Here is a 12,544-nt window from a genome sequence, read left to right as displayed (position 1 = left end):
GCAGCGTGTGCTCCCATGCCCGGCTGGTCCGGACGTCTGCAATGAGCCTAGGGATGCGCCTCCTACCGGGGCTACCGCCGAAGGCTATATGTGGATAACCTCGTCGCTGCCCTCGGCCTTGGCCGCCGTTGGCGCGTCTTCGCGCTTTGGAAGGCTGACCACCAGGGTTGCACCGCCGCCGTCGGTAGTGGCCACCCGGACAGAACCGCCGTGGGATCCCACAATTGCGGCCACGATGGCCAGGCCCAGGCCGCTGCCGCCGGTCTCCCGGGTGCGGGATGTGTCGGCACGGTAGAAGCGTTCGAAAACCTTGGACGCATCCTCCTCGGAGATACCCGGTCCGTGGTCGCGGACTTCGATAACGGACCGCTCCTGCCCGTCCGCTGAAACGTGGATGCCAACGGCCAGTTCAATGGGGCTGTCTTCTGGCGTGTAGCGCAGGGCGTTGCCCACCAGGTTGCCCACCACCTGGCGGAGCTTGGCCTCGTCGCCCAGCACGGGCGCGGGAGCTGCGGAGCCGCCGTTGAGTCCGACCAGCGTAATCACCCGCGAACGCGAGCTGGCCTGCGTATCCACCACCGCATCGTGGGCGATCAGTTGCAGGTCCACCGGCTTTTGCTGCAACGGCCGCTGCTCGTCAAGGCGGGCCAGCAGCAACAGGTCCTCCACCATGGAGCCCATGCGTTTGGCTTCGCTCTCGATCCTTCCCATGGCGGTGGCAACGTCCTCGTCGCTGGTTAACGCACCGTGCCGGTACAGCTCGGAGAAGCCGCGGATGGTCACCAGCGGGGTCCGCAGTTCGTGCGAGGCGTCGGCAGCGAACCGGCGCATCCTCGCCTCCGAGGCCGTCCGGGCGGCGAAGGCCGTTTCGATGTGGGCGAGCATGGCATTCAGCGAACTGCTCAGCCGGCCCAGCTCGGTGCCGGGGTTCTCCACGTCCACGCGGCGGGACAGGTCACCGGCGGCGATCGCGGCTGCCGTCTTCTCCACCCGGGCCAGCGGCCGGAAGGAACGCGACACGGTCCAGCTTGCGATCAGGGACGCCAGCAGAAGGGTCAGGAGGCCAACGCCGGTCACCACCAGCGTGGCGTGCTTCAGCACATCATCCACGCTCTGCAGCGGCAGCCCGATGACAACAACAGCCGTGGTCTGGTTGGTCTGGACGGTCACCGCTACAACCCGCCAGTTCTGCCCGTCGGTACCCCTCACCTGGTACGGGACGACTCCGCGGGCCTGGGCTTGCTCAACGCTGATGGAGCTGATGTCCGGATGCTTCTCGGCGTCACCACCAAACGGGTAGGGGTCCTGTCCCGGGACAAAAAGTATCAACGAGTAGTCGGTGGGAACCGGAGGATTGGGGGTCTGCAGCTGCGTGAAGGAGCGCTGCTTCCCCGCCAGCTCGACGGCGGCATACAGCTTGTCATCCACCTGGCCTTGCAGGTAGCTGTGAAGGAGGGTCAGGGTTCCCGCCCCGGTCACTGTCAGGGCAACGATCAGCAGGGCCATGATCATGGCCACGAGCTGCGTCCTGAGGGAGGCCGACTTCCAACGCTGGAGCAAGGTCAGCGCTTTTCTGCCGTCCGAAGCACGTACCCCACGCCACGCTTGGTCTGGATCAGGGCTGGAGCTTCAGGATCGATGTCCACCTTCCGGCGGAGGTAGGAGATGTAGGACTCGACGATGGAGGCGTCACCGTTGAAGTTGTATTCCCACACGTGGTCCAGGATCTGCGACTTGGACAGCACCCGGTTGGGGTTGAGCATGAGGTAGCGGAGCAGCTTGAACTCGGTGGGGGAGAGTTCGATGACGGTGCCGCCACGGCGGACTTCGTGGGCGTCGTCGTCGAGTTCCAGGTCATCCACCCGGATCACGGCGTCGTCGTCGAGCAAGGGCTGCGTGCGGCGCAGGACGGCGCGGATCCTGGCCACTACCTCGTCCAGGCTGAAGGGCTTGGTGACATAATCGTCGCCTCCAACGGTGAGGCCGGTGACTTTGTCCTCGGTGTCGTCCTTGGCGGTCAGGAACAGGACGGGGAAGTGCTTGCCTGAAGCGCGGAGGCGCCGGGTGACGGTGAACCCGTCCATGTCCGGGAGCATCACGTCCAGGACGGCGAGGTCCGGTGAATGCAGGTCGGCGGCGGCAAGGGCGTCGCGTCCGTTGGCTGCTGAGACGACGTCGAATCCGGCGAACCGCAGGGAGGTGGACAGCAGTTCGCGGATGTTGGGCTCGTCGTCCACCACAAGGAGCTTCGCTTCAGGGCCGTTCTTGTTCATGTTCCCATCATGCTCCCAGACTCTGGGAGTTGTCTGGATATTGGGTGGAAGCCGGTTGTGAGGCCCTATTCCGCTTTTTCCACGTCCTTGGCGTCCATGATTCGGTAGGCATAACCCTGTTCGGCGAGGAACCGCTGGCGCTTGGCGGCGAAGTCCTGGTCCAAAGTGTCCCGGGCCACCAGCGAGTAGAAGCGGGCAGCCCGGCCGTCCTTCTTCGGGCGCAGCAACCGTCCCAGCCGCTGCGCTTCCTCCTGCCGCGACCCGAAGGACCCCGACACCTGGATCGCCACCGACGCCTCCGGAAGGTCGATGGAAAAGTTGGCCACCTTGGACACCACCAGCGTCTGTAGCTCCCCGGCCCGGAAGGCGTCAAAAAGCTTCTGGCGCACCTTGACCGGGGTATCGCCCTTGATCACCGGCGCGTGGAGGCGCTCACCGAGCTCATCCAGCTGGTCGATGTACTGGCCGATCACCAGCAGCTGCTCCCCGCTGTGCAGGGCCACCAGCTGCTCCACCACCTGTGTCTTGGACTCTGACGTGGCGCAAAGCCGGTACTTGTCCGCGTCCTCGGCCATGGCGTAGGCAACGCGCTCATCCCGCGGCAGGTCCACACGGACCTCTACGCAGTCAGCAGGAGCGATGTAGCCCTGGGACTCGATGTCCTTCCAGGGCGCGTCGTAGCGCTTCGGCCCGATCAGGCTGAAGACCTCGCCCTCGCGGCCGTCTTCACGCACCAGGGTTGCGGTGAGGCCCAGGCGGCGCCGGGCCTGCAGGTCCGCCGTCATCCGGAAGATCGGGGCCGGCAGCAAATGGACCTCGTCGTAGATGATCAGGCCCCAGTCATGCCCGTCCACCAGTTCCAGGTGCGGATACAGCCCGCCGCGCTTGGTGGTGAGCACCTGGTACGTGGCAATGGTGACGGGGCGGACTTCCTTCAGAGCCCCCGAGTATTCGCCGATCTCGTCTTCTGTGAGGGACGTGCGCTTGAGCAGCTCGTCCTTCCACTGCCGGGCGGCAACGGTGTTGGTGACCAGGATCAGGGTGGTGGTGGAGCCGGTGGCCATCGCCGCCGCGCCCACCAGGGTTTTGCCCGCCCCGCAGGGAAGCACCACCACGCCACTGCCGCCGGCCCAGAAATTGTCGCTGGCCATCTGCTGGTAGGGCCGCAGTTTCCAGCCGTCCTCGTTGAGGGCGATCAGGTGCGGGGTGCCATCCACGTAGCCGGCCAGATCCTCGGCCGGCCAGCCGATCTTAAGCAGCAGCTGCTTGAGCTGCCCGCGCTGGGAAGCGTGAACAACTACCGTTTCGCCGTCAATCCGCGGCCCCAGGAGCGGCTGGATCTTCTTGGACCGGATCACTTCTTCGAGGACGGGGTAGTCGTCCGTGCGCATGACCAGCCCATGCTGCGGGTCTTTTTCCAGGCGCAGCCGGCCGTACCGCGACATGGTTTCCTCGACGTCAATCAGCAGCGAGTGCGGCACCGGAAAGCGCGAATACTTCAGCAACGTGTCCAGGACCTTTTCGGCGTCCAGTCCAGCGGCGCGGGCGTTCCACAGTCCCAGCGGCGTCAGCCGGTAGCTGTGCACATGCTCGGGCGCGCGTTCCAGTTCGGCGAACGGCGCTATGGCATGCCGGGCTTCGGTGGCGAGGTCATGGTCCACCTCGAGGAGGATGGTTTTGTCGCTCTGGACAATCAGGGGTCCGTCGTTCACGCGGGAAAGTCCTTCACTGGTGCAGTTCCTCTGCAGCCTCTATATCGATGATGCGATGGATGGACAGCACCCGTTCGGTGTCCTTCGCGGGGTCGAAGACCCGGACGCGCCCGCCGCTAACTGAGAGTGGAACAACGATCTCCAGGTTGGCATTCCCCATGCCGTCCACCACGTTCATGCTGATCCGCTGCTTCAGCCGGATGGCGCGCTGCAGGGCCTCCAGACCCAGCTGGGTGGCCGCTTCCGAGCCGAAATCCGCCTGGCCGGCAGGGCTTACGACGGCGGCCGGGCGGTGGCGGAGCACGTCCAGTTGGGCTTGTACTTCCTCGGGCTCCGGTGCGGTCCGCGGGGCGGTGTAGACGGGCCGGGACGGCGTATGTGGGGCGGGTGCACGCCGGAGCCGGAGTACGGGTTGTTCTGATTCATCCAGCGACGGTGAGAGACCCAGGCTTCGCAACACCTGGGCTGTTTCGCGCGGGGGAGCCGAAGAAATCAGGACCGTGGGTGCAATCCGGACTAGGCCGAGCCCCTCAGCTTTGGGCCCCCGCAGCAGTTCAAGCAGGCCCGCCTCATCCTCGCTCTGGATGAAGCTGGCCGCCACACCCACCCGCAGCCGGCCGTGGCGTGCTGCCGTATCCTCCACAAGGTACTGCAGCGGTTGCGGGACGGCTGTGGCCGAGTGCTCCCGCAGAATGTCCAGCAAGGCTGCGGCATCGTGCCCGGCGTCCAAAGCGCGGCGGATGGACTCCGGTGAGAACCGGTAGATGGTGGCCGGGCCCTGACCTTCCGCGTCCGCCATCAGCAGCAGTTTCTCGCTGAGCGCCGGAGCGAGGTAGCCGGGAGCCACCGCAGTAAGATCCGCCTGGAGCAGCACGTGGTTCAGTTCTGCCGGCAGGTGCTCACCAAGGATGGTGAGTGCGGCGTCGGGATCGTCGCCGGCGATGGCGCTTCCCAGCTGGCTGAGCGCTCCGGAACCCAGCAAACCGAGGATTTCCGCTTCGGCCAGTACACCGCGGATCAGGGAGCTGAAGCGCCGGGCCATCCGCGGCTGCGCCCATTCGGCGCGCTGCAGGACTGCGGCAGCATCAAGGACCGGCGCGGTTCCGTCCGGTGCTGCAGCTTCCTGGGTGAGTTCGTTGAGGATTTCCAGGATCCGTTTGCGCACCACGGGGGCGTCGGGCCGCTGTGCTTCGGCCGACAACGCTATGACGGTGCTCCCCGATGCAGCGCGGTGCCCTGCCGCTGCTCCGGGCGTCCCGCTGATGGGTTGGCCCACCATGGACGGTACGCGCTCGCTGGCCAGCCAGGCGTTCACCAGCCAGAGCCATTGTTCCTGCCGGGGCAGGACCAGCCACTCCAATTCGGGCGGCTGCATCCAGGACGACGAGTCGACGTCGAGACGGATCAGGCCGGCAAGCCCGCAGAGCTCCAGGAGCAGCCCGACGCGTTGCTGGTCGATCCTGAGGACGTCAGCGAGCCGCCTCATCTCCCGGACGCCTACGCCTCCGCTGCGGAGCGTGGCCAGCGGCTGTTCCTTCACGGCATGGAGCATTTCGCCCACCAGCCGAAGGGTTTCCGCGATGGCGCCCAGCGCGGCGTTGCGGCGGAGGGCGGCGCTGGTGCGGCCCAGTTCGGGGACCGGCGGCGACAACGTGAAGTCATTGATAATGGCGCCACCGCGAAGGGACAGTCCCACGCTGTGCGGCAGTTCCACGTGGGCGGCGTCCAGCGGCACCAGCAGGCCGCGGGCCAGGAGCCAGTCGACCGGCCCGACGTCGGATCCCTCAGTGGCGATGGATGCTTTGCGCTGGGCCTGGGGGACGGCACCCATGGCCCAGTTACGGAATTTGGCGAGCAGCGTGGTGGTCCGCTCCGGAGCCGTGGACAGGATGTTGTGCAGTGCCTCGGGGGAGGACGTCCAGTGCTGCAGCGCCAACGCCGCCTCCATGGGCGTTGTGGCGCCATGGATGGCCACACCGCTGCGGTGGAGTTCGGAAACAAGCTGGACGGCCCGTTGCGCGAACGCGGGCTGGAGGCGCACCAGTTCCGTATAGCTCCGCCCCAGCCCGGCCGGGTATATCCCCACCACGTCCTTAAGGCTGCCCACCGGAAGGTAGTAGCGCTGCTTGCCGGCGGGAGTTCCGTGCGGCGGATCGGCGCGGTGTACCAGCGCCAGTTCCTGCAGCGAGGCCAGGATGCGTTCCACCGCCGCAAGGGTGGACCCCGAAATAAGGCTGCGCAGGCCCGCGGCTGACGCGCTGTGCTTGGTATCGGTGTTTGTACACAGATGGAGGGTTTCCAGGACCTGCATCTGGGGCCGGTTGAGGCGCTCCAGGGCGCGCTGGACGCTGACCCTCCCGCTGGCCCTGGCAGCGAGGGCGGCGAAATCGGGAACGGCGGGGGAGATGAGGTCCGGCCGCGCGTCGAACAGGGACCGCAACGAGTCGTCGCTGCGGGCCTCCAGGTCCTTGCTGAGCGCGCGAATAAGGGACATCAGTCCAACGTTACCGCCCGTCCGGTTTTCCTGCCCGGCGGCGCCCGGCGACGCTGTCCAGGACAAGGAACAGCATCAGGAGGAACGCCAGCGGCAGGCCGTACAGCGCGGTATAGGTGACCCAGGCGGGCGCCACCGCACGGGCGAACGCAAACGCCATGACGGCAGCCACCGCCGCCAGTGAGAGCACGGCTATAACCGCGGCGAAAATCGTCAGGAGCCGCCGGTAACGCGAGGGAGTCATGGACGTAACGCTAACAGCCCGGTCCGACAGTGCGGGCATGCGTTCCCGGGAGGCTAGGGCACGGGCGGGGAGGGCGCCGTTGAAAGCAGGGTTAGGGCATCGGGCAGGATAACCTTGAGGGATACAGACCAACACGGTCTTCAGCCGTCATACCCTGAACCCGCACAACAATGTGGATGCGGTGACGGCTGGCCGTGTCTCAAGACGTCAGAACGAAGAAGGTTGATTACGTGCCTACCGGCAAGGTCAAGTGGTATGACAAGGACAAAGGCTTCGGATTCCTTGCGGGCGAAGACGGCCAGGAAGTGTTCCTGCCCAAATCCTCGCTGCCCGAGGGTGTCACGGAGCTGAAGGCCGGCACCCGCGTTGAGTTCGGAGTCGCCGACGGACGCAAGGGTGCCCAGGCCCTGGGGCTTCGCGTGCTGGATAAGACGCCGTCCATCGCCAAGGCGAAGCGGCCCAGCGCCCGCGATCTTGCGCCTCTGGTCCAGGACCTGGTGACAGTACTGGACAACCTGTCCGGAACGCTCTCCAAAGGCAAATATCCGGAAGGCAACAAGGGCAAGGCCATCGCCGCCGCCCTGCGTAAGGTTGCCGACGAGCTGGATGTTTAGGCCCTGATGAGTTCGGAAGCTGATCAGCCGCAGCCGGCAGTTGAGTCGCAGGAGTTGGTGTCCCGGGAACCGGAGCACCCTGTTACGGCCGTCGCCGAGTCACGGGCCTCCGCGCCTGCGCCGGTGCGGAGCGCCAAGCCGCGTGCAGGTGTGCCGGTATGGCGGACCGGCAAGCCCGACGCCTTCCTTGCCGCAGCCGTGGACACTGCCCGGACTGCAATTGAAGGCATTACGGCAGCAAAGGATATTGGGCGGCACCTGGCAGCCAAGAGCGAAGGTGACCGCCTGGTGACGCATCTTTTTGAGTCCCGGCTGCCGGGCTACGGTGGCTGGCAATGGTTCGCGGTCCTGACCCGGAACTCACGCTCAAAGGTGGTCACGGTCAACGAGTTGGGCCTGCTGCCTTCCGAGGACTCCATCCTTGCCCCGGAATGGGTTCCGTGGGCGGAGCGGGTCCGGCCCGAAGATGAGCAGGAACCGGAACAGGAGACTGCTGAGGTTGAGCCTGGCGTCCAGGAGCCAGCTTCGGCGGAACCAGCTGCGGCGGAGGATGCAGCGGCTGAGCCGGCCGCAGGGGAACAGGAACAGGGCCCACAACCTTTGCAGGACCAGGACTCTTTGCAGGACCAGGACCAGGACCAGGAGTCCGGGGACGGGGAGCCTGACGACGACGGCGGGCAGCGCGGCGACGAAGCAAGGACTTCCTGACCACAAACGAACGGCGCCGTCCGGGGTGAACCCGGGCGGCGCCGTCGTACGTTAAAGCGTCCTGGCTACTTGCGCAGCTCGCCCACGACGTAGTCGATGCTTTCCAGCAGGGCAGAAACGTCGGCCGGCTCGATGGCCACGAACGTTGCGATGCGCAGCTGGTTGCGGCCCAGCTTGCGGTACGGCTCGGTGTCCACCACGCCGTTGGCGCGCAGGACCTTGGCTACCGCGGCCGCATCCACGGACTCGTCGAAGTCGATGGTGGCGATGACGTTCGAGCGCTCGTCCGGGTTGGCGACGAAGGGAGTGGCGAATTCTGAAGCCTCGGCCCAGCTGTAGATCCGGCCGGCGGAATCCGCGGTTCGCTTGGACGCGAAGTCCAGGCCGCCGTTGGAGTTCAGCCACTGGACCTGGGCATCCAGCGTCACCAGGGTGGACAGCGAGGGGGTGTTGTACGTCTGGTTCAGGCGGGAGTTGTCAATGGCGGTCTGGAGGTCCAGGAAGTCGGGGATCCAGCGGTCGCCGGCCTTGATCCGGGCGGCACGTTCCAGGGCGGCAGGGGAGAACAAGCCAAGCCACAGCCCGCCATCGGAGGCAAAGTTCTTTTGCGGGGCAAAGTAGTAAACGTCACTCTGTGCCACATCGACGTCCAGGCCGCCGGCGGCAGAGGTGGCGTCCACCAGGACCAGCGAGCCCTTGTCCGCGCCGGAGACGCGCTGCACGGGTGCAGAGACGCCGGTGCTGGTCTCGTTCTGCGGCCAGGCGTAAACGTCCACGCCGGCTTCGGCCTGGGCGGAGGGGCGGGTGCCGGGCTCGGACTTGATGATGGAGGACGCATCAAGGAAGGGTGCCTTGTTGGTGGCCGCGGCAAACTTGGAGCCGAACTCACCAAAGGAAAGATGCTGCGCCTTCTTCTCGACCAGGCCGAAGCTGGCGATGTCCCAGAATGCCGTGGAGCCGCCCACGCCGAGAACCACCTCGTACCCTTCGGGCGCCCGGAAGAACTGGCTCAGCCCCTCGCGGACGGAGCCCACGAGGTTCTTGACCGGGGCCTGGCGGTGAGAGGTGCCGAGGATGTCCTTTGACGCGGCTGACAGGGCATCAATCTGCTCCTGCCGGACCTTGGAAGGCCCGGCGCCGAACCGTCCGTCCTTGGGCAGGAGGTCGGCGGGAATAGTGATGCTGGTTTCGCTCACGGGTGCTCCAATTTCGGCATGGACGTAACTGTGGTCCGGACGGGTGTTGGCGGCCGGCAGTCTGCAGTGACTGCAACCAGGGCCTTCCTCATTCTGCCTGAAGCGCTGATTCCGCGGGAACCCGTACCGTCATAGTCCAGTCAATGAGACGCCCGCGTAGCACACACGCGAACTATTCGGACAAAGTCAAAATAGGCTAAGCTTTTCCACGGACTACGTCGCGGTGTAAGGCGATACGGTGGGACAACGCAAGGTACTGCGCTCGAGGAGCTGAGCTGGATGACGGATCTGATCGACACTACGGAGATGTACCTTCGGACCATATTGGAGCTTGAGGAAGAGAACATCGTTGCTCTTCGTGCGCGCATCGCCGAACGGCTCCGCCACTCCGGGCCCACCGTCTCCCAGACCATCGGCAGGATGGAGCGGGACGGGCTGGTGATTGTCTCTGGAGACCGGCATCTGGAACTCACTGAAACGGGCCGCAAGCGTGCAACGGAGGTTATGCGCAAGCACCGCCTCGCCGAGCGCCTGCTCGCCGATGTGATCGGCCTGGACTGGGCCTACGTCCATGACGAAGCCTGCCGCTGGGAGCATGTGATGAGCGAACGGGTGGAGCGGCGCATCTATGAGCTGCTCAACCACCCCACCGAATCACCCTACGGAAATCCGATTCCCGGCCTGGCAGCCCTGGGTGGCGCGCCGTCCCTGGGTTTTGCCGACGGCGCCATCAGCCTCCTGGATGCGATGAAGTCCTATGGTCCGGCATCAGAGGTGACCGTGAGCCGGCTTGCAGAGCCCATCCAGGTGGAACCGGAACTGCTGTCCCAGCTCGATGAAGGCGGTATCCGTCCGGGCGCCACCGTGACTCTGGAGCGGGTGGGCGATTACATTTCGGTACGGGTTCCGGGCATTGAAGGGGCGCTGGAACTGCCGCCCGAGGTGGCCGCGCACGTGTTTGTCGCCATCCGCCAGCCTGCAGCTTAGGGGCTGACTACCCCATCACAGGGCATATACCCAAAGATAACGGAATTGTTACTAAGGGCCTTAAGCCCCTATAGTTGAACCAAACGTTGATATTAAAGCGTTACCTGATCTGGAGCCGAGCTCTGCCAGCGGATCAGGAGCACGAGTCGTAACTGGCAGAGGCGGGGGAACCACAAGCGGCAGCGGGGGACTGCCTTGGGGTGAAGTCCGTCAGCAGCAAGCCTCTTCCAGTGAAGGATCCCTACCGGGATATCTCTGTGCCGAAGCTTGCTTACGGCGGACCGGGTCTTTGAACTCTCTGACCCGAATCCGACAGCTAACTTCGCAGGCTTTCCAGAGAGGAACCCTTCTTGACCATGCAGAATTCCAGGGGACGCCGCCGCGCGGCGGGCCCTGCTTCGACACCGCGTGTTGTCGAAGTCATCACCTCGGAGCGCCCCCGCGATCTCCACCGTGATGCGCGCCGCCGTCGGGGTCCCCTCCGCCAGATCACCGAGTTCGCGTCCGCCAGCGGGATCGGCCAAAAGGCCGGCGTTGCCCTTGCCGCCACCGGCCTGGTCCTCACTGTCACGGTTCCGGCCACCAGTCCCGTTATGGCCAACGATGCTTCGGGCGCCACGCCTGTTGCCGCCTCTGCCGTGGCGCCCCAGCCGCAAATCTCAGCGGAAGCGGGCGCCCAGATCGACTTCAGCCGCTCCGCCGTGGTTACCCAGGCTGATCCGGACGGCAAGCTGAAGCAGCTGCTCAGTGCCCAGTCGGCGGGCGCCATCAGCCGCGCAGCCTCGACCGGCAGCCTCGGCGCTCCGCTCGCCGTGATGACCACCGCCTCGCCCTTTGGCTACCGCGTGAGCCCCATCACCGGCGGCAACGGCGACTTCCACCGCGGACAGGACTATGTGGCGCAATGCGGCACCTCCGTCATGGCCGCCGCCACCGGAACCGTGACCTTTGTGGGCTGGCACCAGTTCGGTGGCGGGAACCGCGTTGTGATCGACCATGGCAACGGCCTGGAAACCACCTACAACCACCTGTCGTCCTTCAGCGTGAAGGAAGGGCAGACCGTATCGCGCGGGGAAGCCATCGCGCTCAGCGGCACTACGGGAGCCTCCACAGGCTGCCACCTTCACTTCGAAGTCCAGGTCAATGGCGAAGTGGTTGATCCCACTGGCTGGCTCTAGTCAAGTGACGGTGAACTATCAGATGGTCTTGACTTGCCGTGACCTGAATGTGACATTCAGTCAAAACTGCTGTACCGTCTAACTCGCGTCAACTTTTCCGAAGTTGACGCTCTTGTGCGGATTGCCTAGCTCTGCCACCGCTCAAGGTCCGTTCGCATGACATCGTCTGGCAGGGGCGGGGGAACCAATTTTGGCCTTTCCATGGAAAGACCTTGGGGTTAAGTCGCAAAGCTTCCTTGGAAGCAGCGCGGCCGGGTGACTCCCATCCGAATCCGACAGCTCACCTCGCAGGCATTGGGAGAGGCTACCTTCGTGTCTTCACGCCATAATTCTGCGCGCCACCGTGCGCAAACGGTTCGTACCAACCCCCTGGACACTGTGTCCAAGGCCGTTAGTGCCAATGCCGGGACAGTTGGTCGCCAGGCTGCAGTCATCGCAGCTGCCTCCGGCCTGATCCTGAGCATGGGCCTGCCGGCCACTGCCGCGGACAACACCGCTGGTGTTTCCGCCTCCACCGAGTCCGGGTCAGCCCAGAGCGCGCTTGCAGTTACTGCGGCCCCCACGGCCACCGTTTCCTTCGAGCGCCCGGTGGTCAAGACCACAGCCGCTCCCAAGGTGCAGACCGTACGCACCCAGTCCACCGCCTCCGCCAATGGAAACGCTGCCACCGGTACTGCTGCCTCCGCTACTGAGAAGCTGGCCGAGACTGTCTCTTCTGCTTCCACCTCGGGCATCGCTGCAATCGCCTACACCGGAATCGGCCACTCGTACGTATGGGGCGGCACCAGCCCCGTCACGGGCTGGGACTGCTCGGGCTTCACGCAGTGGGTTTATGCCCAGGCCGGCATCAGCATCCCCCGCATCAACGCGTGGACTGCCATGAAGCCGACTTCCACTCCGCAGCCCGGTGACCTCGTTATGCAGAACGGCGGCGCCCACGTTGGCATCTACGTTGGCAACGGCATGATGATCAGCGCACTGAACCCCTCCCAGGGAACGCTGCTGCACGCGGTAGCCGCCACCGGCTCCTCCGCGTTCTTCACAATGAACTAGTTCTTCGACCTCCGGGTCCAAGGGCTTTTTCTTTGCCCCCAAGCTTTTCGCTAAATCACACATCCCCGTTCGGGGCGTGCCGGCG

11 protein-coding genes and 2 riboswitches are annotated in these 12,544 nt (G+C 65.2%); of the genes, 5 read left to right on the top strand and 6 right to left on the bottom strand.

Going from position 1 to position 12,544, the window contains the following annotated elements:
• Positions 1 to 84: 84 nt before the first annotated feature.
• The 5 genes from QF038_RS16545 to QF038_RS16525 form a co-directional block, all read right to left on the bottom strand.
• The gene (locus QF038_RS16545) at positions 85 to 1,560 is read right to left on the bottom strand and encodes a cell wall metabolism sensor histidine kinase WalK (RefSeq protein ID WP_307611392.1); all 1,476 of its coding nucleotides are present in this window, start codon (positions 1,558 to 1,560) and stop codon (positions 85 to 87) included.
• Positions 1,561 to 1,562: 2 nt separating this feature from the next.
• Complete coding sequence (locus tag QF038_RS16540; RefSeq protein WP_142059953.1) at positions 1,563 to 2,273, bottom strand: response regulator transcription factor; 711 nt, start codon at positions 2,271 to 2,273, stop codon at positions 1,563 to 1,565.
• 65 nt (positions 2,274 to 2,338) lie between these two features.
• Entirely contained in the window at positions 2,339 to 3,985 is a 1,647-nt protein-coding gene (locus tag QF038_RS16535; RefSeq protein ID WP_307611390.1) for a DNA repair helicase XPB, read from the bottom strand.
• 13 nt (positions 3,986 to 3,998) lie between these two features.
• Positions 3,999 to 6,479: a helicase-associated domain-containing protein gene (locus QF038_RS16530; protein ID WP_307611388.1), complete on the bottom strand. Its 2,481-nt coding sequence runs from the start codon at positions 6,477 to 6,479 to the stop codon at positions 3,999 to 4,001.
• Positions 6,480 to 6,489: 10 nt separating this feature from the next.
• Positions 6,490 to 6,723 (bottom strand): hypothetical protein, encoded by a 234-nt coding sequence (locus tag QF038_RS16525; RefSeq protein WP_307611386.1) that lies wholly within the window; start codon positions 6,721 to 6,723, stop codon positions 6,490 to 6,492.
• 230 nt (positions 6,724 to 6,953) lie between these two features.
• On the opposite strand from QF038_RS16525, the gene QF038_RS16520 reads away from it, so the two are divergent.
• Both QF038_RS16520 and QF038_RS16515 read left to right on the top strand, forming a co-directional pair.
• Complete coding sequence (locus QF038_RS16520; RefSeq protein WP_050056250.1) at positions 6,954 to 7,337, top strand: cold-shock protein; 384 nt, start codon at positions 6,954 to 6,956, stop codon at positions 7,335 to 7,337.
• Positions 7,338 to 7,343: 6 nt separating this feature from the next.
• Positions 7,344 to 8,045 carry a DUF3027 domain-containing protein gene (locus QF038_RS16515; RefSeq protein WP_307611384.1) on the top strand — a complete coding sequence of 234 codons (702 nt, stop codon included), beginning with the start codon at positions 7,344 to 7,346 and terminating at the stop codon, positions 8,043 to 8,045.
• Between the two features lie 65 nt (positions 8,046 to 8,110).
• Here QF038_RS16515 and serC read toward each other — a convergent pair whose 3' ends face one another.
• Positions 8,111 to 9,241: a phosphoserine transaminase gene (gene serC, locus QF038_RS16510; protein WP_307611382.1), complete on the bottom strand. Its 1,131-nt coding sequence runs from the start codon at positions 9,239 to 9,241 to the stop codon at positions 8,111 to 8,113.
• 279 nt (positions 9,242 to 9,520) lie between these two features.
• On the opposite strand from serC, the gene QF038_RS16505 reads away from it, so the two are divergent.
• The 3 genes from QF038_RS16505 (at position 9,521) to QF038_RS16495 (ending at position 12,459) form a co-directional block, all read left to right on the top strand.
• Positions 9,521 to 10,228 carry a metal-dependent transcriptional regulator gene (locus tag QF038_RS16505; protein WP_307611379.1) on the top strand — a complete coding sequence of 236 codons (708 nt, stop codon included), beginning with the start codon at positions 9,521 to 9,523 and terminating at the stop codon, positions 10,226 to 10,228.
• Between the two features lie 103 nt (positions 10,229 to 10,331).
• A riboswitch (cyclic di-AMP (ydaO/yuaA leader) is annotated at positions 10,332 to 10,574 on the top strand.
• 10 nt (positions 10,575 to 10,584) lie between these two features.
• Complete coding sequence (locus QF038_RS16500; protein ID WP_307613507.1) at positions 10,585 to 11,406, top strand: M23 family metallopeptidase; 822 nt, start codon at positions 10,585 to 10,587, stop codon at positions 11,404 to 11,406.
• 147 nt (positions 11,407 to 11,553) lie between these two features.
• Positions 11,554 to 11,714, top strand: a riboswitch (cyclic di-AMP (ydaO/yuaA leader).
• Between the two features lie 70 nt (positions 11,715 to 11,784).
• On the top strand, positions 11,785 to 12,459 hold the full coding sequence (locus tag QF038_RS16495) for a C40 family peptidase (RefSeq protein WP_307613506.1): 675 nt from the start codon (positions 11,785 to 11,787) through the stop codon (positions 12,457 to 12,459).
• Positions 12,460 to 12,544 lie beyond the last annotated feature (85 nt).

Origin of the sequence: Pseudarthrobacter sp. W1I19 (genome assembly GCF_030817835.1) — a bacterium.
GTDB lineage: Bacteria > Actinomycetota > Actinomycetes > Actinomycetales > Micrococcaceae > Arthrobacter.
This window is presented reverse-complemented; position numbering and strand designations above follow the sequence as displayed.

Coding starts and splice junctions, on each gene's coding strand:
- QF038_RS16525 (WP_307611386.1), bottom strand. CDS start 6,723: ATGACTCCCTCGCGTTACCGGCGGCTCCTGACGATTTTCGCCGCGGTT.
- QF038_RS16530 (WP_307611388.1), bottom strand. CDS start 6,479: ATGTCCCTTATTCGCGCGCTCAGCAAGGACCTGGAGGCCCGCAGCGAC.
- QF038_RS16540 (WP_142059953.1), bottom strand. CDS start 2,273: ATGAACAAGAACGGCCCTGAAGCGAAGCTCCTTGTGGTGGACGACGAG.
- QF038_RS16505 (WP_307611379.1), top strand. CDS start 9,521: ATGACGGATCTGATCGACACTACGGAGATGTACCTTCGGACCATATTG.
- QF038_RS16515 (WP_307611384.1), top strand. CDS start 7,344: ATGAGTTCGGAAGCTGATCAGCCGCAGCCGGCAGTTGAGTCGCAGGAG.
- QF038_RS16500 (WP_307613507.1), top strand. CDS start 10,585: ATGCAGAATTCCAGGGGACGCCGCCGCGCGGCGGGCCCTGCTTCGACA.